The sequence below is a fragment of the Methanogenium organophilum genome (assembly GCF_026684035.1).
In the GTDB taxonomy this organism is placed as follows: Archaea; Halobacteriota; Methanomicrobia; order Methanomicrobiales; family Methanomicrobiaceae; genus Methanogenium; species Methanogenium organophilum.
The window spans coordinates 128,582-151,613 of sequence record NZ_CP113361.1; the positions used below are offsets into that span (position 1 = coordinate 128,582).

General features: G+C 52.7%; 29 protein-coding genes and 1 pseudogene. 12 read left to right on the top strand and 18 right to left on the bottom strand.

Annotated elements, in window-relative coordinates:
* Window positions 1–76: 76 nt before the first annotated feature.
* Window positions 77–388, top strand: coding sequence for a hypothetical protein (locus tag OU421_RS00615; RefSeq protein ID WP_268186638.1), 312 nt, complete (start codon window positions 77–79; stop codon window positions 386–388).
* Window positions 389–423: 35 nt separating this feature from the next.
* Here OU421_RS00615 and ilvD read toward each other — a convergent pair whose 3' ends face one another.
* Window positions 424–2,073 carry a dihydroxy-acid dehydratase gene (gene ilvD / locus OU421_RS00620; protein ID WP_268187846.1) on the bottom strand — a complete coding sequence of 550 codons (1,650 nt, stop codon included), beginning with the start codon at window positions 2,071–2,073 and terminating at the stop codon, window positions 424–426.
* Between the two features lie 122 nt (window positions 2,074–2,195).
* On the opposite strand from ilvD, the gene OU421_RS00625 reads away from it, so the two are divergent.
* Entirely contained in the window at window positions 2,196–3,194 is a 999-nt protein-coding gene (locus tag OU421_RS00625) for an ROK family protein (protein ID WP_268186639.1), read from the top strand.
* 637 nt (window positions 3,195–3,831) lie between these two features.
* Here OU421_RS00625 and OU421_RS00630 read toward each other — a convergent pair.
* The 3 genes from OU421_RS00630 to OU421_RS00640 form a co-directional block, all read right to left on the bottom strand.
* Window positions 3,832–4,044 (bottom strand): helix-turn-helix transcriptional regulator, encoded by a 213-nt coding sequence (locus tag OU421_RS00630; RefSeq protein WP_268186641.1) that lies wholly within the window; start codon window positions 4,042–4,044, stop codon window positions 3,832–3,834.
* Between the two features lie 5 nt (window positions 4,045–4,049).
* The gene (locus OU421_RS00635) at window positions 4,050–4,619 is read right to left on the bottom strand and encodes a DUF2178 domain-containing protein (protein ID WP_268186642.1); all 570 of its coding nucleotides are present in this window, start codon (window positions 4,617–4,619) and stop codon (window positions 4,050–4,052) included.
* Between the two features lie 195 nt (window positions 4,620–4,814).
* Window positions 4,815–5,009, bottom strand: a complete 195-nt coding sequence (locus OU421_RS00640; protein WP_268186643.1) for a hypothetical protein — start codon at window positions 5,007–5,009, stop codon at window positions 4,815–4,817.
* A gap of 329 nt (window positions 5,010–5,338) precedes the next feature.
* Here OU421_RS00640 and OU421_RS00645 point away from each other — a divergent pair, with 329 nt between their 5' ends.
* Window positions 5,339–5,950 carry an HD domain-containing protein gene (locus OU421_RS00645; RefSeq protein WP_268186644.1) on the top strand — a complete coding sequence of 204 codons (612 nt, stop codon included), beginning with the start codon at window positions 5,339–5,341 and terminating at the stop codon, window positions 5,948–5,950.
* A gap of 205 nt (window positions 5,951–6,155) precedes the next feature.
* On the opposite strand, the gene OU421_RS00650 is transcribed toward OU421_RS00645, so the two are convergent.
* Genes OU421_RS00650 through OU421_RS00665 form a run of 4 tightly spaced genes read right to left on the bottom strand, consistent with a single transcriptional unit; the run spans window position 6,156 to window position 8,642 of the window.
* A complete protein-coding gene (locus tag OU421_RS00650; RefSeq protein ID WP_268186646.1) occupies window positions 6,156–6,761 on the bottom strand; it encodes an iron-sulfur cluster assembly scaffold protein in 606 nt (201 codons plus the stop codon).
* A gap of 4 nt (window positions 6,762–6,765) precedes the next feature.
* A complete protein-coding gene (locus tag OU421_RS00655; protein WP_268186647.1) occupies window positions 6,766–7,995 on the bottom strand; it encodes a cysteine desulfurase family protein in 1,230 nt (409 codons plus the stop codon).
* On the bottom strand, window positions 7,992–8,222 hold the full coding sequence (locus OU421_RS00660) for a sulfurtransferase TusA family protein (protein ID WP_268186648.1): 231 nt from the start codon (window positions 8,220–8,222) through the stop codon (window positions 7,992–7,994). Before OU421_RS00660 ends, OU421_RS00655 begins: the two co-directional genes overlap by 4 nt.
* Window positions 8,223–8,231: 9 nt before the next feature.
* Entirely contained in the window at window positions 8,232–8,642 is a 411-nt protein-coding gene (locus tag OU421_RS00665; RefSeq protein ID WP_268186649.1) for a DsrE/DsrF/DrsH-like family protein, read from the bottom strand.
* 181 nt (window positions 8,643–8,823) lie between these two features.
* Here OU421_RS00665 and OU421_RS00670 point away from each other — a divergent pair, with 181 nt between their 5' ends.
* Window positions 8,824–9,183, top strand: coding sequence for an HD domain-containing protein (locus tag OU421_RS00670; protein ID WP_268186650.1), 360 nt, complete (start codon window positions 8,824–8,826; stop codon window positions 9,181–9,183).
* A 3-nt stretch (window positions 9,184–9,186) separates the two neighbouring features.
* On the opposite strand, the gene OU421_RS00675 is transcribed toward OU421_RS00670, so the two are convergent.
* Window positions 9,187–9,312, bottom strand: a complete 126-nt coding sequence (locus OU421_RS00675) for a hypothetical protein (RefSeq protein WP_268186651.1) — start codon at window positions 9,310–9,312, stop codon at window positions 9,187–9,189.
* A 173-nt stretch (window positions 9,313–9,485) separates the two neighbouring features.
* On the opposite strand from OU421_RS00675, the gene OU421_RS00680 reads away from it, so the two are divergent.
* Together OU421_RS00680 and OU421_RS00685 are read left to right on the top strand one after the other, a co-directional pair.
* Window positions 9,486–9,758 (top strand): hypothetical protein, encoded by a 273-nt coding sequence (locus tag OU421_RS00680; RefSeq protein ID WP_268186652.1) that lies wholly within the window; start codon window positions 9,486–9,488, stop codon window positions 9,756–9,758.
* Window positions 9,759–9,820: 62 nt separating this feature from the next.
* Window positions 9,821–9,994: a hypothetical protein gene (locus OU421_RS00685; RefSeq protein ID WP_268186653.1), complete on the top strand. Its 174-nt coding sequence runs from the start codon at window positions 9,821–9,823 to the stop codon at window positions 9,992–9,994.
* Between the two features lie 96 nt (window positions 9,995–10,090).
* On the opposite strand, the gene OU421_RS00690 is transcribed toward OU421_RS00685, so the two are convergent.
* The gene (locus OU421_RS00690) at window positions 10,091–10,867 is read right to left on the bottom strand and encodes a TrmB family transcriptional regulator (RefSeq protein ID WP_268186654.1); all 777 of its coding nucleotides are present in this window, start codon (window positions 10,865–10,867) and stop codon (window positions 10,091–10,093) included.
* A 211-nt stretch (window positions 10,868–11,078) separates the two neighbouring features.
* Between OU421_RS00690 and OU421_RS12990 the strand changes: the two genes are divergently transcribed.
* The 5 genes from OU421_RS12990 to OU421_RS00710 all read left to right on the top strand — a co-directional run bounded on the left by OU421_RS12990 (window position 11,079) and on the right by OU421_RS00710 (window position 15,009).
* Window positions 11,079–11,153 carry a hypothetical protein gene (locus OU421_RS12990; RefSeq protein WP_326493530.1) on the top strand — a complete coding sequence of 25 codons (75 nt, stop codon included), beginning with the start codon at window positions 11,079–11,081 and terminating at the stop codon, window positions 11,151–11,153.
* Window positions 11,154–11,781: 628 nt separating this feature from the next.
* Window positions 11,782–12,852: an NAD(P)-dependent alcohol dehydrogenase gene (locus OU421_RS00695; protein WP_326493511.1), complete on the top strand. Its 1,071-nt coding sequence runs from the start codon at window positions 11,782–11,784 to the stop codon at window positions 12,850–12,852.
* Window positions 12,853–12,920: 68 nt separating this feature from the next.
* Window positions 12,921–13,592: an NADPH-dependent F420 reductase gene (npdG, locus tag OU421_RS00700; RefSeq protein ID WP_268186655.1), complete on the top strand. Its 672-nt coding sequence runs from the start codon at window positions 12,921–12,923 to the stop codon at window positions 13,590–13,592.
* Window positions 13,593–13,732: 140 nt separating this feature from the next.
* Window positions 13,733–14,503: an aspartate dehydrogenase gene (gene nadX, locus OU421_RS00705; RefSeq protein WP_268186656.1), complete on the top strand. Its 771-nt coding sequence runs from the start codon at window positions 13,733–13,735 to the stop codon at window positions 14,501–14,503.
* The gene (locus OU421_RS00710; protein ID WP_268186657.1) at window positions 14,500–15,009 is read left to right on the top strand and encodes a nicotinamide-nucleotide adenylyltransferase; all 510 of its coding nucleotides are present in this window, start codon (window positions 14,500–14,502) and stop codon (window positions 15,007–15,009) included. Before nadX ends, OU421_RS00710 begins: the two co-directional genes overlap by 4 nt.
* Before the next feature lie 578 nt (window positions 15,010–15,587).
* Here the strand turns inward: OU421_RS00710 and rhuM are convergent.
* Window positions 15,588–15,746 (bottom strand): annotated as a pseudogene (rhuM, locus tag OU421_RS00715) (RhuM family protein); the annotation flags it as partial.
* Window positions 15,747–15,834: 88 nt separating this feature from the next.
* On the opposite strand from rhuM, the gene cynS reads away from it, so the two are divergent.
* Complete coding sequence (gene cynS / locus OU421_RS00720) at window positions 15,835–16,278, top strand: cyanase (RefSeq protein ID WP_268186658.1); 444 nt, start codon at window positions 15,835–15,837, stop codon at window positions 16,276–16,278.
* A gap of 253 nt (window positions 16,279–16,531) precedes the next feature.
* Here the strand turns inward: cynS and OU421_RS00725 are convergent, their stop codons facing one another.
* From OU421_RS00725 to OU421_RS00755, 7 genes are all read right to left on the bottom strand, one after another.
* Window positions 16,532–17,014 carry a hypothetical protein gene (locus OU421_RS00725; protein WP_268186659.1) on the bottom strand — a complete coding sequence of 161 codons (483 nt, stop codon included), beginning with the start codon at window positions 17,012–17,014 and terminating at the stop codon, window positions 16,532–16,534.
* Between the two features lie 240 nt (window positions 17,015–17,254).
* Window positions 17,255–18,016: a uroporphyrinogen-III C-methyltransferase gene (gene cobA, locus OU421_RS00730; RefSeq protein ID WP_268186660.1), complete on the bottom strand. Its 762-nt coding sequence runs from the start codon at window positions 18,014–18,016 to the stop codon at window positions 17,255–17,257.
* On the bottom strand, window positions 18,013–18,894 hold the full coding sequence (gene hemC, locus OU421_RS00735) for a hydroxymethylbilane synthase (RefSeq protein WP_268186661.1): 882 nt from the start codon (window positions 18,892–18,894) through the stop codon (window positions 18,013–18,015). The genes cobA and hemC overlap by 4 nt, the downstream gene beginning before the upstream one ends.
* A complete protein-coding gene (gene hemL, locus OU421_RS00740; protein ID WP_268186662.1) occupies window positions 18,885–20,126 on the bottom strand; it encodes a glutamate-1-semialdehyde 2,1-aminomutase in 1,242 nt (413 codons plus the stop codon). Before hemL ends, hemC begins: the two co-directional genes overlap by 10 nt.
* Complete coding sequence (hemB, locus tag OU421_RS00745; protein ID WP_268186663.1) at window positions 20,123–21,097, bottom strand: porphobilinogen synthase; 975 nt, start codon at window positions 21,095–21,097, stop codon at window positions 20,123–20,125. The genes hemL and hemB overlap by 4 nt, the downstream gene beginning before the upstream one ends.
* Window positions 21,067–22,350 (bottom strand): glutamyl-tRNA reductase, encoded by a 1,284-nt coding sequence (gene hemA, locus OU421_RS00750; RefSeq protein ID WP_268186664.1) that lies wholly within the window; start codon window positions 22,348–22,350, stop codon window positions 21,067–21,069. The genes hemB and hemA overlap by 31 nt, the downstream gene beginning before the upstream one ends.
* A complete protein-coding gene (locus tag OU421_RS00755) occupies window positions 22,347–23,009 on the bottom strand; it encodes a precorrin-2 dehydrogenase/sirohydrochlorin ferrochelatase family protein (protein ID WP_268186666.1) in 663 nt (220 codons plus the stop codon). Before OU421_RS00755 ends, hemA begins: the two co-directional genes overlap by 4 nt.
* Between the last annotated feature and the right edge of the window lie 23 nt (window positions 23,010–23,032).

The window sequence follows — 23,032 nt, forward strand, 5'->3', positions numbered from 1 at the left end:
GTGTCCCCTATTCTGCATGGCATCACATCCACAACCTGCCGAATTGTTTATTACGGGGGAGCCGGAGTAATAGTCCATGTCACCCAGAACGAAATTCCGGAAACCGGATGCACCACCGCTCTCTGAAAGGTCGGTCCACACCATCAGCCAGGACATGCTCAGGAAACGCGAACAAAACCGCCATCACCCATATAACCACCGGCATCCCCACCCTGCCCACCATCCGTGGAAACATCCTGATCTGCCGCCGATTCATACGCCCCATAGCCATCCCCACGAAGAGGAACTGGGCCCACACACCAACCAGCCAGGCCCGATCCGTTTCTCCAAACGGAGAACACAGACCGGCCGAAAAACGCTGATCTCAGATGAATCACGACAAAGTTAAAGCCGGAAGAAACGACAGCGAAAAAAGGAGGATAATTATTCTTTCTTCAGGACAGCACCGCGGTCTGCCTGGCAGACCGCCTCAGCATACCGGCTGAGCACACCTGACAGGGGTTTTTTGGGGATCTTCAGGTGCTTTCTGCGTTCGTCGAGCACATCCTGAGGAACGTCCAGGTCGATTTGGTTTCGGGAGAGGTTAATGGTGATGAGGTCACCTTCCTCCACGAGGGCAATCGGGCCGCCTGCCGCAGCCTCCGGTGCGACGTGGCCGAAGCACGGCCCGCGTGTCCCGCCGGAGAACCGTCCGTCGGTGATGAGAACCACACGGGTGAGCCCGCGGCCCATGATGGCCGAGGTGGGGGAGAGCATCTCCGGCATTCCCGGCGCACCGGCCGGGCCCTCATACCGGATGACGACCACATCATCTTCCACAATGGTACCGGAGAGGATGGCCTCCATCGCCGCATCTTCGGAATCAAAGACACGGGCAGGGCCGGTGTGCTGCCACATCTCTTCACTGACACCTGCCGCCTTTATGACCGCACCGTTGGGTGCGAGAGAGCCTTTTACGATCTTGAGGCCACCGCAGGCATGCACGGGGTCTGAGAGCGGGCGGATGATTGCGCTGTCGCCTGCCGGAGTGTTTTCTGCGAGTTCCTTCACCCGGTCGCCGGTGACGGTGAGGGCGTCCTCAAGGAGGGGTGCAATTTCGTGCAGGACCGCAGGAATGCCACCTGCATAGTAGAGAGTCTCCATCGAATGGGGCCCGGAGGGCTGCATATAGCAGATATGCGGGACGGCGTCACTGATCTCGTTGAAGTCGTCCAGCGTGAGGGGGACACCCGCCTCTTCTGCCACTGCCATCAGGTGCAGGACGGTGTTCGTTGAGCCGCCCAGTGCCATGTCCACCCGGATAGCATTGCGCATGCTCTCACGGGTGATGATATCACGGGGAGTTGTGCCTTCCCGGACGAGTTCGACAGCACGTTCACCGCTCATCCGGGCAATCGCGAGTTTCTCGGCATGCACGGCAGGGGTTGCGGCACAGCGGGGAAGAGACATCCCAAGGGCTTCGGTCATACATGCCATCGTATTTGCGGTATAGAGGCCCTGGCAACTGCCGCAGCCGGGCATCGCACATTTTTCGAGGGCGATGAGTTCGTCCTCATCCATGGTGCCTGCCGCCACCCTGCCAACGCCTTCAAAGACATCGATGAGCGAGAGTTCCTTCCCGCCGCATTTGCCGCCAAGCATCGGCCCGCCGGTCACAACAATCGCGGGGATATTGCACCGGGCGGCCGCCATCAGCATACCGGGAACGATTTTGTCGCAGGTGCAGATACAGACGAGGCCATCAAACCGGTGGGCCTGAATGACGAGTTCAAGAGAGTCTGCGATGGTCTCACGCGAGGGGAGGGAGTAGCGCATCCCCTCATGGCCCATCGCAATCCCGTCACAGATGCCGATAGTGTTGAATTCAAAGGGCACACCGCCGCCTGCAGCAACGCCTTCACGGACCCGCTCTGCCACCTGCCGGAGGTTGAGATGGCCCGGAACAATAGTATTCCACGAATTGGCAATGCCGATGAACGGCTTTGTCATCTCATCATCTGTTATCCCGAGAGCCCGCAGAAGAGATCTGTTCGGCGCACGGACATACCCTTGTTTCACTTCATCGCTGCGCATGAATACTCGTATTATTGATGAACCTGAAGCAATAAAAAAGGAGTTGGGCAGGTCGGTCGGATTCATATATATGGTGCACCGATCTCGTGAACAATCCGGCCCACGCATCAAGGAATGAGACAATGAAAGATAAAACGGGAATGTACCTCGCAGCAGCGGACATCGGCGCCACCCATGTGAGAAGTGGTGTATTTACCGGAAATACTGGCGGGGAATATGGCGATGACGTTGATGAGATACAATGCGTGGTCCTCCGGAAGGAGGCACTATGCCGGGACGGGCCGGACGGCCGTGCTGTGACCGAACAGGTTGTCCGGATGATACAGACTGTCTGCGATGAAGCGGGCTGCCAGCCGGATGCGGTCGGCATCAGCACCGCCGGGCCCCTTTCGGTGGGTAAGGAGAGCATCCGGATGAGTCCGAATATGCCCTATCCTGAGATTCCGCTTAAAGGACCTCTCGAAGCAACCTTCCCCTGCCCTGTTTCCATCCTCAACGATGCATCGGCAGGTGCATACTATGAATGCCACAGAGGGGAAGGACAGGGATGCAACAATCTGGTGTACCTGACAATCTCAACCGGCATCGGTTGCGGGGTCATCTCCGGCGGACACCTCGTCGAGGGAGCGAATGGCAATGCGGGAGAAGCAGGCCATTTCTGTGTGGACACGATATACAACCTGCCCTGCGGGTGCGGGGGGCGGGGCCACTGGGAGGCCTATGCCTCCGGCAGCGGCATGCCGCAGTTCTTCCGGGCCTGGTGCGGGCGGTATGGCCATGGCATTTCCGTCGGGGAGGTTGGCACCGCCGAAACGCTCTGCGCCGCGGCCCGTGCGGGAGACCCGAATCTCACCGCATTCTTCCGTGAGCTGGCCGTGATCAACGGACGGGGGCTTTCTACTGTTATTGCTGCCTATGCCCCGGAGAAGATCATTGTGGGTGGCCCGGTGGCAACGGAGAATCCCGAACTCATTTTGGCGCAGGCACGGGAATATGCTGATGCATATCTTCCGACCCCAGATATTGTGCTTAGTGCTGCTGACGGGATGGCCCCACTTATCGGGGCGGCGGTTTTTGCGGGCGAATCGGTTGAAAATTCGGTCGGGTCTCCGAGTGTGTGAATTTCCTCCTCCATTGCAGGTTCGAATCAAAATATTTCCATGAGGGAAAATTATCACCCAGGAATTAAAGAACAAATAAACAGACCACCTAAATCGCCTCAATCCCGAAAATATACATCAACACAGATGACCGGAGCAGGTCGTACTCACCCGGAGAAATACTGTGTACATCTCCCATAATAACCCTCAATAACACCTGCTCGATTTTTGACAATATTCGCTTTTTTCACAAATAATGTCCAAACCCAACTACATTACCCAATGAAAACGGAATTCAAAAACCCTCATTCTACCCCCAGTTTACCAAAAATCTGGGGAGGTGACACCCCGTTTCTGGTATTCATCATGTCATTCCGGATGGTTCTGCCGGACAAAGTTCAAATCAACTCAGTTCAACTCAGTTCACCCAGGCTCAGGCTTCCCGTCGGCCCATGCCCCAACGATGTCCCGGATAGTATCCTGCAATGTGGTATCAGCGATGCGTCAGGAGAACAAACGTCCGGCAGATCAATACAGACCCCCCCAAGGGAACTCATCGGTAGAGGATATTGCTCAATTCACCCGGAATTTTTTGAGTGGTGATACTTTCATACCATAATATCTGTGGGGTTACCGATCCCGGGATTTACGGTTCTGTTTATGACTGATCACCGGAGTCTTCATCGAAACAGAAAACCTCCTCGATGGTAACGTTGAATGTCCGGGCAATCCTGTACGCAACTTCGATGGAGGGATTATATTTACCCCGCTCGATGGAATTAATCGTCCGCCGGGTAACACTGATTTTTTCGGCAAGTTCCTCCTGCGTCATGTCTCGCATTGCACGAAAGACTTTGATCTTGTTTTTCATCGGCCCTACACTCCGTATTTTCTATTGTAATAGCTTAAAAACGCCCCATAGAGGATGGCAAGTAAGACCGCGATGATCCCGAGGGCTGCGCCGAATGCAAGGGTTGAGTCGCGAATACGGTGTCCCTTCGCAAACATCTCGTCGAGGGCGTTGATGTCGTCACCAGTCATGTTCGTCGGATCGGCGATGAAATAGGAGCTGTCATATATGAACTCCGGGTCCGGTGGCGTAGAGAACACTCCATAGTGGATCCGGATTGAACCGTTGTCGTAGGTGTGCAGACCCGAGCCGAATCCGCCGTTGAAGGAGAAGACCATCAGCACGGCGAATGCTACTGCCGCTACGATGATGGTAATTTCCAGTGCACAAATGGCTGCCTTCCCGCTTATTCGTTCAGACAACTCATCTTCTGTGACTTCCGTCAACCGGTGGTGGCACAAAGCGATGATGCCGATTCCGCCGATAACTGCGATGACCGGGACAATCATGTTTGCCGATGTTAAACCAACCCCGAGAGTAATTATCAGGCCTGCTGATATCAGGGCGATGCATAAAAGGTACGTTCGTTTCTTCATAGTTCCACAATGTAACAAGTACTTCTCATTATGTATATACTTTTTCCCAAAATGTGTAACATACTTCCATTCAGCATGGCCCCATTCATCTCTGATGCATGCAGGTTATGAAGAAATCGATGCTAAAAAGAGAAATTCTGCACACAGCATTAAAAACAGGGAAATATTTCCTGTATCAGACATTCAACGGAATGTTCAGCTAAGCTCAGGCTTTCCGTCAGCCCATTCCCAAACTGTCGCCCGGATGGCGTCATCCGCATAGGATGAGATGCGGACCTTCGAGCAGGAGAGCGCTGCAAAGCAGACTTCGCCGTTCGGGTCGTGGCACTTCAGCTGCAGGAGAAGGTGTCCTTTGCGGTATTGCGGGACTGCGTTCCACCGATTGCGCAAGGTCGTCGTCCGCCATCACATAGCCTGCAGAGCGGCGGCGAAGGTGGCAACGGACTCCACCTGCACAGAGGCGTCGCCGACCGTACCGGCCTCGAGGTTTTCGTAGATGATCTTTGCGTCATAGCGCTCCCGGGAACGGATGCGTCCGGGAGAATAGCAGAAATATGAACCTTCATGAGAGATTCTCTTTGCAGATTAATTAAATTGGCCCGTTTTTTAAATAGCTCAGATTTTTGCACATTTCATGCTCAGATGACTCATCTTCCTGTGAAGGGTGCTCTGCATATATTCCGACCCCTTATCACCCCCCGGCGCAAACCTCTCTCACCATGAAGAGCACAGAGACGGAGACGATGCTCGCCTATATCGAGACGTTCTTCAGGCAGGCGGGAGCCCACGATCTTGACCATATCCTCCGCGTCACCCGCATCTGCGAGGAGATCGGCAGGGTCGAGGGAGCAGATATGCGGGTTCTCATCCCTGCCGCCCTCTTCCACGATATTGCCCGCCCCATTGAGGATGAGACGGGGATACCCCACCAGGAAGAGGGGGCACGAATAGCAGAAGATTATCTCAGGAAGGCGGGTTACGACGCGGAACGCATCGCAAAAATCGTCCATGCGATACACACCCACCGCTTCAGCACCGGCCCGGAACCGGAGACCCTGGAGGCACAAATACTCTCCGACGCCGACAAACTCGATGCGATGGGTGCGGTCGGGATTGCACGGACGTTTCTGCAGGCAGGCGAACACGGGGATGGCATTGAGGGGGCCGTGGAGCATATCCATGAAAAACTGCTGAAGTTAAAGGGGCTGATGTACACGGGGACTGCTGCGGAGATTGCGGAGAAGAGGCATGCTCTTTTGCAGGAGTTTGTCGAGAGGCTGGAGGAGGAAACCGGGTCAGGTAAGAACACCCCGCCATGGAATACTCCATGAAATATGATGGATAAAACAGATCTGGCATCTCCCTTTTTTGCAGTGGTTGTAGCCATTTGCAGACTTTTGCAGCTCTTTGCGGAAGGTGCTGCAAACCTCCTGTAAAGCCGCAAACGACGATGGTGTTTTCCCTGCCGGAAATATCTCTCCAGGTGAGGTATTGCTATAGAAAAGAGGATAAGTATCCCATTCCCGGAGAACCATTTCACATTGGTATCGCTTTCTCCTCACGGGATTCAGGTTTTTCTTCCTTTTCTTCCTCTTCCTCTTCCTCTTCCTCTTCCTCTTCCTCTTCCTCTTCTTTTGCTATCCTCGCTTCCATCCGCTCGACTTTCTTCGTTAACACCTCCATGAGCTTCTCCTCTTCAAGGGCATGCCTCTCATCCGGCGTCAGTTTCTCCGGCAGCCATGACGGCAGCTCTTTTCCTTCAAAATAATTTCGGATAGCACGCCTGAGCGCTCCTACGGCGAGAACACCGCAGTGAAATTTCACGGCAGGAAGTCCGCCCAGCTCATCAGAGATACCCCGCCAATCAATCTTCCACGCGGTTTCAAGTGATTCTCCTTTTATCATCTCAGTGATGATGCTCGAGGCGGCAATATTTGCCGCACAGCCATAACTCTCAAATTTTGCATCAGAAATCGTCTGCGTACTGTCATCTATCTTCAGGTAGATGGCGATCATATCGCCGCAGGCCCTGCTCCCCACAAGGGCCTCGACATCCGCATCCTCCATCTTACCCAGATTTTTCGGGTTTTTAAAGAGTTCCAGAACTTTTGGATTATATGCCAGTGGTATTCTGCTCGACATTTTTTTACACTCCTGTAAAAGGACTTAGTGACCTGATTCTCCTGGCGGCTTCAGGAAAACAGGTCAACACATACTCAATATCATCGTCCGTGAGAAACGGCGTCGTCTTCATGAGAATGCTCCCATGGGCTTCCTCGTATTTCCTCCGGATGGCAAGAAGTACATGACTCGGCTCAAGCACACGGCTCGTGCAGGCACTCCCGCTAGACACATACACACCCTTCAGGCTCATCTCGACCGTCATCGCCTCACCCTCACAGTTCAGAAAACTGATGTTCACGTTGTCCGGCGCACGCCTCTCTCCCATGGGGCCGTTCAGAAGCGTCCCCTCAATCTCACCGAGGATACCGTCTGTAAGCCGGTCGCGCAGCGCAGTCATGTGGGACAGGTATTCATCGCCATTTTTCTGCATCATCTCAACTGCCTTTGCAAATCCCACAATGCCGGGGATATTCTCCACCCCGGCCCAGAGTTTCTGGGTGCTCAGCTGGCCGCGGATGATGGGCTCGAGTTCTGTCCCGTCCCGGACATACAACACGCCCACCCCTTTCGGCCCGAATATCTTGTGGGAACTGAATGACGCCATATCAATTCCGGAATTCTCCAGCTCCAGTCTGGTCCTGCAGAATGCATCACAGGCATCGAAGTGTACCATCACCCCCTCGTCTTTGTCTTTCACGGTATCGACGATTGCGTGTATGTCCTGCATCACCCCAATCTCATGGTTCAGGGGGGCAATACTGACGAGCAGGGTATCTTCATCCGTCTCACGGGAGAGGGTGTCTGTGTCCACAAAACCCTCATCGTCGACGGGTATCTTTACGACGCGATACCCCTGCTCTTCGAGGCGTTCCGCTGGAAACATCACACTCAGGTGCTCGATTGCGGAAACGATGATCTTTTTCCGCTCCTTTGAAGCCTGTGCAAGGCCGGTGATGGCAAGGTTGTTTGCCTCCGTCCCGCTGTGAGTATAGACGAGTTCTTCCGGAACGCAGTGCATTGCGTCTGCAACCGTCTGTGACGATGTGAAGAGGGTCTCATAGGTCTCCCACCCAATCCGGTGGGTGATGGAGGGATGGCCCCTCCCCCCGCCCAGATAGGCCATGCGCATCACCTCCAGTGCCTCGGGGAATACCGGGCCGGAATTTTCCGCGTCAAGGTAGACTTCCCGTTTCGGTACTCCATGGAATTTCAGGAGGTCTTCCACATCCCGGTTGACATCGCTGGGGCTCACTCCGCTACCTCCACATAAATTTCATAGACATCACCTAATTTCTGTACATCAAGAAGCGTGTGGCCAACACTCGCGCTCCACTCCTTCACATCAGACGGTGCGGCAGGGTCTGTTGCAAGTAGTTTGACAACCTGCGCAGGACGGGCCTTTGATACCGCGTCGCTGAGTGAGATCAGAGGACCCGGACAGGACTTAAACCTCGCATCCACCGTAATATCAGCATCCATGCGACCACCCTATGATATGAAAAGCGACACATCGGCGTCACGGGCCAGCCCGAGGTAAGTTGCCGCCCCTGCGACACCGTCCACAAAGGTCTCAAGTTCATCCTCTGTCATCCCGAAGAGGGCCATCGTTGCCGAACAGGCGTATACCTTAACCCTGCCGGTCGCCTTTCCCTTCTCCAGTAACTCCCTCCATCCCGGCATCGCACCGGATGCGATTGCTCCACTCAGTTTGTCTCCATACTCCTGATAATCAAGGCTCACCTGAGACGGTTCATACCCTTTTTTGAGGGCCAATAATCCCCAGAACGTGAAGAAGATGTCAGCCTCCCATCCGGATATCGCTGCGGTGGTCGCAAGAGTGGTTGCAGGAAAGAGTTTGTCAATTTTCTCAGATGTTACGATTAATGATAATTTGGTCACGTTTGTCACCACCCCCCCAGATGGAATGAAGGGGATAATTTGCAGGAACATATAAAAATGTGTTGGTTGGGAGTGGGTTGGGTTTCTGGTTTGGATGGAGAATTACATACATGTATTAGAGGGGCTATGTTCGGGGAGGTACACCCGGCGCAAACCTCTCCTCACCATGAAGAGCACAGAGATGGAGACAATAAGGGCATTTGCCGAGACGTTCTTCAGGCAGGCGGGAGCCCACGGCCCCGACCACATCCTCCGCGTCACCCGCCTCTGCAAGGAGATCGGACGGGCCGGGTGTGCGGTCGGGATCGCATGGACGTTTATGCAGGCAGGCGAACACGGGGACGACATCGGGAACGCTGTGAGTCACTTGCATGAAAAACTACTGAACCTCCGGAGGCTGATGTATACAGCAGCCGCTGCGGACATTGCTGAGCGGAGGCATGCCCTCCTGCAGCGGTTTGTAGACAGCCTGGAGGACGAAACCGGGACCAGCCTCACCTCTCCGGCAGACAGACGTACACCGTTCATTTGTTTGCGGTAACGGTTATTCGACTGTATTAAGGAGGCATTCCTCTTTGAACCGTACCTCCTCAGGGACGGGGATGAATGGAAGACCGGTATCCCCGATGACCAATGTGCTCATGCATCTCAGGTATGTTCCCGTCTCCATTCCCCGGTTTCCTGTACGACACCCCTGTGGTACAATGATGATACAAAGAATGTGAAGCAATTGCGATTATCGGGATGATAATCCGAAAAATCATGGAAATAAAAGGTATTATCATCTAAATAGTCGAAAAACTGACAAAACAGATCTATCAAATCTGAAGGCATATATGGAAAATGACATTCTACGCGATATTTCAGTATGGATCCGGGATCCTTGGTGTCGGGACAACAACCAACGAAGCAATCAGCGATGCCAGAGAGCGGATAAGACAGCAAAACATCCCTGACGAAACACTCTCATTAATTTTAGGGAGAGTTTGCATGGCAACACCGGGCGACGTGCTTCTTCTGCAGTGCTCCGAAGCGGTGTACGAACAGATCCGGACAACAGGTTCAGCAATCTACGACATCGTTGATGGTATGGTTGTACTGGCGGAAGAGGTTTGATTTTCTTTTTTCCCTCATACCAGACGGTCAGATATTTATTGTCTTCTGCCGAACGTTCAGATATGACAAATGTCGGCGAAAAATATACCTGTGAGAATTGCGGCGGGGTTGTTTTAGTTATTGAACCGGGTTTACCCCTCTACTGCTGCGGACATCTAATGAAAAGAATAAACGAAGACGGCACGGTAGAAGCTTCAAAGGAGATTCCCGTTATCTCTGAAGTTGATTTGTATTAGCACCTGAATGGGATACCTGCAACGCTCACGGACAGGATAACCCCTCAGGAGATAATACCATTTATTCCCTTCTCTCAACAGGAAAAGAGGGCAATTTTACAGATATTTTATTCTTGTAATGTTCTGATGGAGCGTCTTTATAATATATTCTTCATGCAGAGGATTCTGCATATAAAAACCATTCATCCGCCCGTCTTTGTTGCAAATAATGAACATATTGCGCATGTCGGTATAAATCTGCAAAAGCATGGAATCTGGATAATCTGTCCCCATTGGATTAAACAGACTCTTATCCACCGCATCCTTCACCATGTAGCAGGGCAAAGAAAGTTCTGTTGCCATCTCCGGCTCCGGCACAATCACCTCCACGTCCACTTTCTTTCGAATCTTGTGCAAATCAGCCGAAAACCGCTTCAGCAGTTCAGCATCATTACAGAGAATCACAATTTCCGACTTTGCCCGCCTGCACATCAGACGAAATTGATTTTCAATTCCTCCCTCAGTCAGAATAGGCACCGAATCCTGAGGGAATTTCATCGGGTGGTGTAGGTCCTCCAGTTTAAGCAGGGACAAATAGAGCATTCTGGTTTTAGTGTTCAGGTCATTCTGGAACGCAGAATATGTCAGGCGAATATCCTCCACCCGATACATAATCGGACTAGTCCCTTCTGAATTTATGAACTGTTTCTCCTGGAGATACGAAAGAGTCTCATACACGCGTCCCCGGGGAATTCCGGTGGATTCATGCAGTTCAGTTGCACTTGCCACCCCCATACCAAACAATGCAACATAGATCTTTGCGTCATATTCACGAAGCCCACATGCAATAAGTTGGTTGTAAAGATATTCATCTGCCTGGAAGCGGAATTCCATATAGAATATTTTGGCATATATAATACATATTTTGCTCCTCTTTTTGCGGACATGACTGCTAAGTCTGTTTGGGTGTGTAAACAACTGATTTCTGAAAGAAATTTCAGAAATTGCTCAATGGTACAAGGGGAAAAACAGATGATTACGATAAATAGCCAAATGCCGGGGAAAACCGGAAACAGTAGATGACCTCCTCGAACTCGCACTTGATCTGGTCATGGCAAGCAGAAAAGAAGAAGGAAACATCTCCTATGATATCTATGCAGAAATCTCTGATTCAGGCTGATTCACCTTATTGAGGCATGGAAAGGGCAGGCAGCGATTGATCTCTACAATGAGACATCACATTTCCAGGATTTCGTTGCGAAAGCGGAGCCGCTGATTGCGGGACCACTTGATATCGCCCTGTATAGAAAACTCTCGTAAGACCGGATAGATCACGATTCTTTCGCCATTTTTCGGATTAATGCGGTCTCTTTAATACCTGTTCTTCGTTTGGATTTGACAGGGCTCTGTCACTGCAGCCCCTCATATCAGGAGAGGGGAGGTTGGCACCTTTTTTTCGGTTCACCATTCTTCCTTCAATCCAGGGGGTTATTTTTTGTGCGCGAGTCCGTTGAACCATCGCCAGGACATTCAGAAAACGCAGTATATCCACGTTTTCACCAAAAATATGGATATTTTCGGCGGAAATAAATCAGGAATTATGATGTCAGGGATTATGCCTTCAGAAGAGGTTTTGTTCATGCATATATTATTATAATAAATCAAAACACCTTAAATTTTTAACATATTCTATTTGATTTCAAAGGAGGTCCGTTATTTGAGGAGCAGAATATATTTGTTTGCTTATATCATTTGATCAATTGTCGACTGTTATTCTGCGGTCGGTAAAACGAAAGGACTGGTAAAATATGGCAAAGATGATTAAAGGCCTTGCAATGAAGCGGATCGGAGAGATCGGCTGGATTGAGAAAGAGGCACCGAAGTGCGGCCCGCTTGATGCACTCGTAAAGCCACTGGCACTTGCACCGTGTACCTCAGATATTCACACGGTCTGGGAAGGCGCAATCGGTGAGCGTACGGACATGATTCTCGGGCACGAAGGTACCGGAGAAGTCGTTGAAGTGGGTTCCCACGTAAAGAACTTCAAGCCCGGGGACCGTGTTCTCGTTCCCGCCATCACTCCTGACTGGGGGAGCTATGAAGCACAGTCAGGGTTCGCCCAGCACTCCGGCGGCATGCTCGCAGGCTGGAAGTTCTCCAACTTCAAGGACGGCATGTTCGGGGAATTGTTCCACGTCAATGAGGCGGACGCCAACCTGGCACATCTTCCGGACTCTATTGATGTGGCCCAGGCAGCCATGATCTCCGACATGGTTCCCACCGGCTTCCACGGTGCCGAACTTGCTGACATCAGGCTGGGTGACACCGTCTGTTGTATCGGTATCGGCCCGGTCGGACTGATGGGTGTCGCCGGTGCAAACCTCATGGGTGCTTCGCACATTCTCGCTGTCGGAAGCAGACCGGACTGCGCCAAAGCAGCCCGGGGATATGGCGCGACTGATATCATCAACTACAAGAATGGTGACATCGTCGAGCAGGTTCTGGAAAAGACCGACGGAAAGGGTGTTGACAAGGTCATTATTGCAGGTGGTAATGTCAAGACCATGGACGAGGCCATCCGCATGATCAAGCCCGGCGGAAAGATCGGAAACGTCAACTATCTTGGCTCAGGCGACTACGTCATCATCCCGCGTGTTGAGTGGGGATGTGGTATGAGCCACAAGTTCATCCACGCAGGCCTGATGCCCGGCGGTGGGCTGAGAATGGAGAAACTTGCAAGCCTCGTCGAAGTAGGCAAGCTTGATCTCAACCCGCTGATGACCCACAGATTCACCGGATTCGAGAAGGTAGAGGAAGCACTGCTCCTGATGAAGGAGAAGCCCCCTGACCTGATCAAACCGGTCGTTGTGTGCGAGTAATCCCACACAACCAATTTTATGAAAAACACACACGTTCCCCATTCGGAATCAACTAAGAGGAGACATATATGAAAGTAGGTATTATGGGCGGTACAGGAAATATCGGTGAAGGCCTTGCCCGCCGTATCTGTATCGGAGGAAAATATGATGTGATGATTGGTTCGCGTGACCCTGCAAAGGCAGAGATTGCCGCACAGGGAGTCGTGGATGCACTTGCTGAGCGTGGCGTCAAGGGTACGACATGTACCGGAGGAGCCAACGCGGACTGTTGCGACTCCGATCTCATCATTCTCTCCCTTCCGTTTGATAAGATAGAATCCACCATTGAAAGCATCGGTAAGGATAAGTTCGAGAACAAGACCATCATTTCGCTGATTAACCCGATGCTCCGTTATCCAAAGGATAAATATTTCCTCCATGATCGTCCACCAGAAGAATCTGCGGCTCTTGCAATTCAGAAGTTGCTTCCCGAATCTGCAAAACTCACTACCGGTTTCAACAATGTCGCCGCCGGAAAGTGGATGCTGCTTGATGAAGAGCTCGACTATAGTGTTGTAGTTTGCGGAGACGACAAGGAGTCCAAGAACGCGGTAAAAGACCTCGTGTCCACCGTCTCGAAACTGCAGCCGCTTGACGGCGGGCCATTGAAGACTTCCGGAATCGTTGAGAGTATAACTCCTCTCGTGATTACGCTTGCAATGAACAACGGTCTCAAGGATGTAGGAGTCTATTTCAGGTAACCTTTCCACGGAAAGGAAATTAGAAAAGACTTTCATGGACATATACTATCCATTCTAATGAGAAAATCTTGAACAATTTAAGAGGCTCCTTTTATTCCTCTTATCTCCTTTATTATTAAAACCATTTTGGTGTTCCTGAAATGTATCCGACCACACTTACTGTTGGTATTATTGGCTGCGGGAATGTCGGGAATATTCTTGCACAACGGCAGAACGCATTTCGCATAACTGCGGCATATGACTGCATTCCTGAGCGTGCTCAGGAGTATTCAGAAAAGTATGGCGCTAAACCGCTATCGGATTTTAGCGAATTTTTGGCCGAACCGGTCGACATTGTGGTAGAAGCTGCGTCAGTATCAGCTGTGCGGGAACATGCGATAGATGTTCTTCTCTCCGGAAAAGATATGATTATTCTTAGTGTCGGGGCACTCGCAGAAGAAACCTTCCGCACACAACTACTTGCAAAGGCCCGTCATTTGGATAGGAAAATACACATTCCTTCCGGAGCGATCATGGGGCTCGATAACATCCGTATCGGACAGATTTCCCGTGTTGATACGCTCTTTCTCAAAACAACAAAAAACCCGAAATCCCTGGGAATTGCAGAACAGGAAACAAAATGTGTCTTTTCGGGAACGGCGAGTGACTGTGTCAGGCAGTATCCGAAAAACACGAATGTTGCCATATCGTTGTCCCTCGCCTGTGGGTGCGATGCTAATGTGGAACTATGGAGCAATCCCGGTGAAACAAAAAATATGCATGAGATCACCTTTGCCGGTGAATTTGGCGATGCATATATCCGAATCAGGAATAACCCGGCACCGGATAATGCAGCAACGAGCTCTCTTGCAGCCCTCTCGATATTGAGTATTCTGGAGAATCTGAAGAACCCGCTGGTGATAGGAGCATGAAACGTGGCCTCTATTTCGGGCAATTTCAGCCGTACACAAACGGACATAAGGCGTTTATCGGCCAGATGCTCAAAGATGTTGATGAATTGATCATCGTGATTGCAGGTGCGCAGATCAGCCATGATCCCCTTCATCCGTTTACTGCAGGACAGCGATTGCTGATGATTTCCCGCGATTTAAAAAATTCAGTAATTCCGGTTTCTGTCATCCCGATTGAAGATATGACGATGAATTCCCTGTGGGTTTCGCATATCAAATCAATGGTACCTCCTTTCCATGTTGTATATGCATCAAACCCACTGATTTTGAAGCTTTTTTCTGAAGCGGGGATTGAAACCATATCCCCCGGCACCTGTCCGCATGAGGTGCTTCATGGGGGAGAACTGTGTTCTTTGATGGCAGCTGGTGATGAATGGAAAGCGTATATGCCGGAAAAAACGGTGCAGCTTATTCTTGAAACAGATATAATTGAACGCATACGAGCGATTTTTGAAACCGATGCATAGTTATGAGGGCTGTATCCGCTCCTTATGAACACGGCAAATTTACCCTTCTGAACCCTCTCATCGGCAGAAACATGAAAATGGACGCCTGTGCCACATCTCTCCCTCATTTCATCGGAAAATCCGTGGCGGCTCAGGCCCGGTGAATTCCGCCGGGCGGTGCTGTATTCAACGCTCTCCCCATGCGACATATGCAGGGATGTCTTTCACGATAATGACTTCATCACTCACGGGGCAATGCATTCACTTTTCCCTTTCTCCAGATTGCCTCTGCAATAACTGCATCTTCCAGGGGATCATATGCTGTTTTCACCTCCTCCCGCCCCATACATATAAGCGTGCCCGGCATCCCGGATCATCCGGTCAAAGTCACTTTCATACAGTCTGTCCTGGACAATACGGAACTTCTCAAATTCATTTGCAACACATTCCTTTGCCTCATCTGTTGAAATCGTGCCGCTGTTTTCGAGTAGTTTTCTGTCATCAAACCAGAAGGAACCGGTCCAGACGCTTTGCCCGGTCCTCCATAGTCATCGGGAAATTCCGTTTTGCACGCTCCTCTGTCAGGTCAGGCCATACGTTTACGATTCGCCCGAGTGAATCAGGCTCATCAGGGTGAGGTAATTTTTCGCGACCACCACATCAGTCCTGAGAATTTTCCCGTCAGGTCTTTTTTCCCAGGTTGTGAGGCCCATATGATCTATTTCAATGTCGGCACGTTCCCGGATGAGTTCTGCGGCAGTGTGGCGGTGATGTCACCAACATTGCACTAAAAAACAACTATTTATATCGATAGAAGGAAACTACCTTCTTACAAGGAGATGAAAAATGAAAAAAGAAGAATGTACTGAAATGATACTGAGCGCAATGAGTGAAAAGGGCCTTACGTTCGGAGAAATGGCTGAAAAAGTCGGAAGACACGAAGTATGGGTCGCAACCGCCCTCTTTGGTCAGGCAAGCATGAGTAAAGAAGAAGCGGAAACAGTTGGTTCGGTCCTCGGTCTGGACGCTGACTGTGTCAAACTCCTTCAGGAGTGCCCCTACAAAGGCTCGCTTTCAACTGTTGTTCCAACAGACCCCCTTATCTACCGGCTGTATGAGATTATGGCCATCTATGGAATGCCCTTAAAAGCAATTGTCCATGAAAAGTTTGGCGATGGCATTATGAGTGCAATTGACTTTGAGGTAGATGTCAGGAAAATGGAAGACCCCAAGGGAGACAGGGTGATCATTGAACTGAACGGAAAATTCCTCCCATACAAAAAGTGGTGAACAATTTTCTGTCCGTATGCCAGATAGTTCCGAATCAATATGTAATTGATTACACCTGAAGGCCAGCACCAGATGGCCCAGACCAACCAGCCATCCAAAGAATGCGGCCTCATTCTTTTTTTTCATATTTCACCGGATAAATCGCACAACCGGTGATGGTGGGTCAGGAGAGAGGACAAATTCGCTATTCAGCGTAATTACCGTAAACACATCCATAGTAAGTGGCATATCACCTGAAAATCGCTCCTGAAATTCAGGGGGGGCAAAGCGGAGCATGTTCTGAGACGTTTGCAAAGAAGTCACCGGTGGTTAGTGCCCGGGGATTATTTTCAGGATGCGTGTTTTCGAGCACATTGCCTTTGATGGCAAATTCCCGCAGGACCTGTATCGCCCACTGGCAGAATTGCATGGCCCGTTTGAATTCACGCGGTAGCCAACCGAGATGATGGCATCCAGGCTGTAAAATTTTGTATTGTATTGGTTTCCCGTCACGTGCAGTATTCCGGAATTTCCGGATACCTGAATTCTGATCTAACTCTTCTGTTTCGAAGATGTTTTTGAGATGTTCACTGATTATCCGCACATCGACACCGAAGAGTACGACCATCATTTTCTGACTTGCCCAAATGGTCTCATCCCCATACCTGACCTCAATAGACTCTTCACCGCCTGTTGCGGTAAATATCAGAAATTCAGCGGTGCTGTTTCGAATTAACGTTCTTTCATCTCTGTTCATAGCTGGTTTCCGTTTACAGACGGAAATCAATTATCACAACGGGAAAATAACCATCACGGGAGATGGACGCATATTTTCCTGACACGTATTGCACCGCCCTGTTTTGCAGAAAGGAGCGAAATATCATCTATTTACCGGCACAGCCTACCGTTGCATGGTATTATTGCACCTGTGTGCATGCGATAGAAAAAAAGGAAACAGTCTTGAAAATCCCAGAAAACGGAAAATGAGAGAAACCTCTCAAACCCCGGTAATATGCATCCGCCCTTCAGACCCGTCCCGGTACAGCGTTGCGACTTCACCAATCACAACAACCGCAGGAGGCTTCACTCCCGCCGCCCGTGCAACCTCGGCAATCTCATCCAGAGCCCCGCAGGTCACCCGCTGGTCGGGCCGGAGTCCCCGCTCAATAATCGCCACCGGTTTCTCCGGTTTCATGCCGCCTGCAATGAGTGCCTCAGCGATCTTCGGGAGATTCTTCACGCCCATCAGGATGACAATCGTTCCCGTGGTCTGCGCAAGCCACTTCCAGTTGAGGGCGGACTCAGCTTTGGTGGGGTCCTCGTGCCCGGTCAGGATCGTGACCTGACTCGCCCACTTTCGGTGGGTAACAGGAATGCCCACACACTCGGGAACGGCGATGGCACTTGTCACACCGGGCACCACCTCTACCGGGATGCCGTGCTCCCGCATCGTCTCCATCTCCTCACCGCCGCGGCCGAAGAGGAAGGGGTCTCCTCCCTTCAGGCGAACGACGTTCCGGCCCGTTTTGGCATACTCCACCATCAGGGCCTCGATCTCATCCTGTTCAAGGGTATGGGACGAGCCGTATTTCCCGACATCCACACACTCAGCCGTATCCGGCAGGGAGGCAATCACCTCAGCGCCGGGGAGCTGATCATAGAGAATGACATCCGCTGCGTCGAGCACCTCACGTGCCCGGACCGTCATCATGCCCAGCCCGCCGGGGCCGGATCCGATAAGATATACTGTTCCGTTCATGATAATCCCAGAGTCTGCCGGGCCTCTTCGATCAGGTCCCAGCTAATATTTTTGAGTTTTCTGCCGATGAGACGGCCTTCTTCCACCGAATCGCCGTTGTCCTCCACCCGTTCATAGCGGTTGCCGTCAAGGGAGAGCACTTCTGCGAGAAGGAACCCATCCTGACAGAAGACCCCCTGCGGGGTGAAACACCCGCCGCCGATCTCCTCCATCACGGCCCGTTCGACTTCCGTATCCTTTCGCGTCTGCGGATGGTCAATTGCTGCAAGTGTCTCGTTCAGCTCCGGGTCATCGCGGCAGACCACTGCGATCGTCCCCTGATTCGGAGACGGGACAAACCACTGCGGCAGAAGCTGTGTGCCGGAGAGATCCATGTCGAGCCGCTGCATCCCCGCCTCCGCAAGGACGATGGCGTCATACTCACCATCGCGAAGTTTGCGCAGACGGGTATCCACATTGCCGCGGAGTTCACGCACCTCTACATCCAGACTGCTCCGGAGGAGCTGTGCCCGCCTGCGGGTGGATGACGTCCCCACCACCCGGACATCCTCTATGTCACCCTCGTGGACGAGGAAGTCCGCCGGGGAGTCACGTTTGAGAATCGCCGCTGTTGATAGTCCTTCCGGCCGGAATGCAGGGATATCCTTCATGCTGTGAACGGCGAAGTCGATCTCACCCGCGAGGATGGCGTCGTCCAGTGCCCGGACGAAGATGCCCTGCCCGCCCACCTGATGCATCGGCACCTGCAGCCGGGCGTCGCCCACCGTCTTGACTTCAACGACGTCGGTTGCAATTCCAAGGTCAGCAAGCTGTCCACAAACACGGTCGGTCTGCGCCATCGCGAGGCGTGAACCTCTGGTGCCTACGGTCAGAGGCATTCGGAATAGGCCCCGGCAATCTTCGCCACGTCTTCATCGGTGTGCGCCACCGAGAGGAAATTGGTCTCAAACTGTGACGGCGGCAGGAAGATGCCTTTCTTCATCATCTTATTCCAGAAGACGGAGAATGCCTCCGTGTCGCTCTCCTTTGCCTCGCGGTAATCACGTGGTGGAGCTCTCCGGAAGAAGAGTTTGAACATCGAACCGAGGTTCACAAACCCGTCTGCCTTATTGGAAGGAATGGACTCGCCAATGGCCCGTGCGTTCTCCGCGAGCATCTGATAGAGACCCCGGTTGTCCCGTAGATACTGCAGACAGGCAATACCTGCGGAAAGCGAGAGCGGATTTCCGGAGAATGTCCCTGCCTGATAGACCGGGCCTGCCGGTGCCGTCAGCTCCATGATGTCGCGCCTGCCGGAGAAGCACCCGATGGGGAGACCACCGCCGATGATCTTGCCGAAGGTCGTCAGGTCAGGGGTGATGCCATATTTGAACTGTGCACCGCCGATGCCCAGCCGGTAGCCGGTGATGACCTCGTCAAAAATAAGGAGCACATCATGCTCCTCAGTGATTTTGCGCACTTCTGCGAGGTAGCCGTCATCCGGAAGCACCGGGCCGACATTGCCGAGCACCGGTTCGAGGATGAATGCTGCCACATTGTCGTTATTCTCCAGAAGCTCAGTAAGGGCTTCGGTGTTATTGTAGGGCACCTGTGCGGTGTGGCGCACCACATCCGGGATGACACCTGCAGAGTCGGGAACACCCATCGTGGTCGCACCGGAGCCCGCCTTGATGAGCACACCATCGTGGGCGCCGTGGAACCCGCCCTCTATTTTGATGATGTCCTCGCGGCCGGTAAACCCGCGTGCGAGCCGAATTGCAGCCATCGTCGCCTCCGAACCGCTGGAAACAAACCGGACCATATCAACCGACGGGTGATCGGCAATGATCATCCGGGCGAGGAACAGCTCCTTCTCCGCAGGCGTGCCGTAGAGCCAGCCGTCTTCAGCACACGAGCATATGGCCTCCCGTACCGTTGGGTGGGCATGCCCGAGGATCAGGGGGCCGTAGCCGAGACAGCAGTCGATTAAGTCCTCACCGTCCTCAGTTGTAAGGTGCGAACCGGTGCCCTTCCGGGTATAGAACGGATACGGTTTTATCGCACGCACCGGACTGGAAACACCGCCGGGCATCAGGGTCTGTGCCTCAGAGAAGAGTTCCTCGCTTCTCATTTCAGCCACCCCGCTGCATCCATCGCATAGTAGGTAATGATGAGGTCAGCACCCGCCCGTTTGATCGCAAGGAGACTCTCGAGTGCAACCGCTTTCTCATCAATCCAGCCGTTTGCCGCGGCGGCCTTGATCATAGCATACTCTCCGCTCACCTGATAGGCGGCGACCGGCAGGCCAAGAGAGGCAACCGACTGCAGGATATCAAGATACAGGGACGCCGGTTTGACCATCAGGATATCGGCACCCTCCTTCGCGTCCATTTCTGACTCAAGGAGCGCCTCACGCGGATTTGCCGGGCTCATCTGGTAGGTTGTCCTATCGCCAAACGAGAATCCGGAGTCCGCTGCGTCACGGAATGGCCCGTAGAGAGCACTTGCAAATTTGCTGGAATACGACATGATTGCCGTCTCCTCATAGCCCTCGCAGTCCAGTTCTTCACGGATGGCCATGACCATGCCGTCGAGCATACAGGACGGGGCGACGATATCCGCACCGGCTTCGGCATGGGATACCGCAATCTGCGACATTAGTTCAAGAGAAGGGTCGTTTAGGAGGTCCGGTCCACAGGGAGTCTCCCCAACGATACCGCAGTGCCCATGGTCGGTATATTCACAGGCACAGACGTCGGTAATCACAACAAGCTCAGGGACAGCTGATTTAATGGCCCGGACTGACTGCTGGATAACACCCTCCGGGTTGTATGCCTCTGTTCCCCCGGCATCCTTTCGTGCAGGGATGCCAAAGAGAATGACCGCACGGATGCCTGCTGCGGCAATATCTTGTGCGATCTCTGCCGCCATTCCCACCGGGTAGCGGTACTGCCCCGGCATGGAGGCAATCGGGACGGGTTCTGTCGCCACCTCATCAAAAAAGAGCGGGACCACAAGATCATCGGTACAGAGCGCAGTCTCCTGAAACAGGGGCTGCATCGTTCGTTTTCTCAGTCTTCGCAATCGTCTTTCCGGAAACATTCGTCATCTCCTGTGGTTACTGCATGCACCAGTGCCTGTGCAGATTCAATCTCACCACTCTCTGCGCACCGCCTCACCGAGAAAGTTACGTCATTGAGCAATTTTTTGACAAGCACCCGTGACAGGTCATCGAGTATCTCTTCGGCAGGCGCACCCGATGACCGGAGGCGTGCAGCTGCTTTGTCGCGTTCACGGCACCGGATCATCTCTGCCCATGAATGGAGATGGGCAAGAAGATCACTTGCACCGGCCCGGTTGAGGAGGGTCACAAACTGCGTCAGTTCATCATCCAGAAACGCATATGCCTCGAGGGCCTCCTCTTTCCGGTTGTTCATATTCCGTTCGCTGACCGTGCGGAGGTCATCAATGGTAAAGAGATATACCCCGTCAATGTCGCCGACCGCGTCCTCCACATCACGGGGCTGGGCGATGTCAATGATGACAAGTGGCTTTTTACCCTCATCGAGCGGCCAGACGCGTCCCCGCATCGCATCACATACCGCATCATACCGGATGATAGGGTGCGGTGCTGCGGTGCATGATATAATGACATCCGCAAGAGCGGCATAGCGTAAGAGCTCATCAAGGTGCACCGCCTTGCCCCCGACCAGATCCGCCAGCTCCTCCGCACGTGCAAAGGTCCGGTTGGTGACGTAGATTGCGGTCAGGTCTTTTTCCGCAAGTGCCTGCGTGACAAGGGTCCCCATCTCACCACCGCCCACGATGAGAATATGCTTGCCGTCAAGGCTCCCCAAGAGATCCTCTGCCAGTTCAACCGCAGCAGACCCGATGGAGACGGCCCCCTTATTGATATTCGTGCGCTGGCGCACCTCGACACCTACATGCACCGCCTTTGTGATGCAGCGCTCGACAAGCGGGCTACAAACGCCGTGCTCACGCGAGAGGGCGAGTGCCGACTTCAGTTGTCCCAGGATCTGGTCTTCGCCGACCACCATGGAATCCATGCCTGCGGAGAGGCGGAGCAGATGGCGCAGGGCGCCCTCCCCCTCCAGCACCCGGAATCCTTCGCGCCCCTGTTCGCGGAGAAACGTCTCTGCCATCGCGGCGTTCCCTTCCACCAGAAATTCAATCCGGTTGCATGTCTGGAGCAGAACCGCTCCTTTAAACCGAACCTTTGCGTCTGCGAGAAGGGACGCTTCATCGGAGAACCGGAACTGCTCCAGTTCTGTGATATCGCTCCCGTGGTGGCTGATGCCTGCGATGGCAACCGATGGGATAAGAGTATTTTTCATAGATATTTCCTGAGGGCCTCCTCTTTTGCCTGCGCAGTGCCTCGGGCAAGGGCATCCCACATCGCAGGGTCATCCAATACTTCATTAAGAATCTGCGAGCGGACAAGCTGGTCGGGGACTATCTGTTTCAGGTTTTCCCGCAGTGTCTCCTGCAAACGGACCATGCCGTCGATATCCCCGCAGTGCTCTTCAATACAGAGACGGAGATGGCGCGCCATCCCGGGGCTGCGCCCGAAGGTGGAGATGCCAATGGAGTAGGTTTCGCCGCGCACCACCGAGGGGAGGGTGACGTCACCCAGAACACCGTGAGCATCGTTCACGTGCGCACCGCACCGGCGTGCCAAAGCCGCAATTCTCCGGTTCAGCTCCACATCTTCAAGAGCAGTGATTACGAGAAAACTCTCACGAAGATGGGATACGATCTCATCATCATCCATCCCGGAGAGATCACACTTCACCGTCTCCACGGCAGTCTCTGCAAAATCCGGGTGAAATGAACGACTGAGGACCACGACACGGGCTTCCGAAGCAAAAAAGCGTGCCTTCCGGGCGCCGACGGCACCGCCACCTGCGATCACAACCTTCGCGTCCCTGAGGTCCATCATCAGCGGGATCATACCTGAATAGAGATTGATGCTGCACGCATTTAACCGTATCACCTTTCGATTCATTCGTATGTTGG

Excerpts from the sequence above, each read along its gene's own strand:
- OU421_RS00615 (WP_268186638.1), top strand. The coding sequence starts at position 77 with ATGTCACCCAGAACGAAATTCCGGAAACCGGATGCACCACCGCTCTCT.
- ilvD (WP_268187846.1), bottom strand. The coding sequence starts at position 2,073 with ATGCGCAGCGATGAAGTGAAACAAGGGTATGTCCGTGCGCCGAACAGA.
- OU421_RS00625 (WP_268186639.1), top strand. The coding sequence starts at position 2,196 with ATGAAAGATAAAACGGGAATGTACCTCGCAGCAGCGGACATCGGCGCC.
- OU421_RS00630 (WP_268186641.1), bottom strand. The coding sequence starts at position 4,044 with ATGAAAAACAAGATCAAAGTCTTTCGTGCAATGCGAGACATGACGCAG.
- OU421_RS00635 (WP_268186642.1), bottom strand. The coding sequence starts at position 4,619 with ATGAAGAAACGAACGTACCTTTTATGCATCGCCCTGATATCAGCAGGC.
- OU421_RS00645 (WP_268186644.1), top strand. The coding sequence starts at position 5,339 with ATGAAGAGCACAGAGACGGAGACGATGCTCGCCTATATCGAGACGTTC.
- OU421_RS00650 (WP_268186646.1), bottom strand. The coding sequence starts at position 6,761 with ATGTCGAGCAGAATACCACTGGCATATAATCCAAAAGTTCTGGAACTC.
- OU421_RS00660 (WP_268186648.1), bottom strand. The coding sequence starts at position 8,222 with ATGGATGCTGATATTACGGTGGATGCGAGGTTTAAGTCCTGTCCGGGT.
- OU421_RS00670 (WP_268186650.1), top strand. The coding sequence starts at position 8,824 with ATGGAGACAATAAGGGCATTTGCCGAGACGTTCTTCAGGCAGGCGGGA.
- OU421_RS00675 (WP_268186651.1), bottom strand. The coding sequence starts at position 9,312 with ATGGAGACGGGAACATACCTGAGATGCATGAGCACATTGGTCATCGGG.
- OU421_RS00680 (WP_268186652.1), top strand. The coding sequence starts at position 9,486 with ATGACATTCTACGCGATATTTCAGTATGGATCCGGGATCCTTGGTGTC.
- OU421_RS00685 (WP_268186653.1), top strand. The coding sequence starts at position 9,821 with ATGACAAATGTCGGCGAAAAATATACCTGTGAGAATTGCGGCGGGGTT.
- OU421_RS00690 (WP_268186654.1), bottom strand. The coding sequence starts at position 10,867 with ATGGAATTCCGCTTCCAGGCAGATGAATATCTTTACAACCAACTTATT.
- OU421_RS00695 (WP_326493511.1), top strand. The coding sequence starts at position 11,782 with ATGGCAAAGATGATTAAAGGCCTTGCAATGAAGCGGATCGGAGAGATC.
- npdG (WP_268186655.1), top strand. The coding sequence starts at position 12,921 with ATGAAAGTAGGTATTATGGGCGGTACAGGAAATATCGGTGAAGGCCTT.
- nadX (WP_268186656.1), top strand. The coding sequence starts at position 13,733 with ATGTATCCGACCACACTTACTGTTGGTATTATTGGCTGCGGGAATGTC.
- OU421_RS00710 (WP_268186657.1), top strand. The coding sequence starts at position 14,500 with ATGAAACGTGGCCTCTATTTCGGGCAATTTCAGCCGTACACAAACGGA.
- cynS (WP_268186658.1), top strand. The coding sequence starts at position 15,835 with ATGAAAAAAGAAGAATGTACTGAAATGATACTGAGCGCAATGAGTGAA.
- OU421_RS00725 (WP_268186659.1), bottom strand. The coding sequence starts at position 17,014 with ATGAACAGAGATGAAAGAACGTTAATTCGAAACAGCACCGCTGAATTT.
- cobA (WP_268186660.1), bottom strand. The coding sequence starts at position 18,016 with ATGAACGGAACAGTATATCTTATCGGATCCGGCCCCGGCGGGCTGGGC.
- hemC (WP_268186661.1), bottom strand. The coding sequence starts at position 18,894 with ATGCCTCTGACCGTAGGCACCAGAGGTTCACGCCTCGCGATGGCGCAG.
- hemL (WP_268186662.1), bottom strand. The coding sequence starts at position 20,126 with ATGAGAAGCGAGGAACTCTTCTCTGAGGCACAGACCCTGATGCCCGGC.
- hemB (WP_268186663.1), bottom strand. The coding sequence starts at position 21,097 with ATGTTTCCGGAAAGACGATTGCGAAGACTGAGAAAACGAACGATGCAG.
- hemA (WP_268186664.1), bottom strand. The coding sequence starts at position 22,350 with ATGAAAAATACTCTTATCCCATCGGTTGCCATCGCAGGCATCAGCCAC.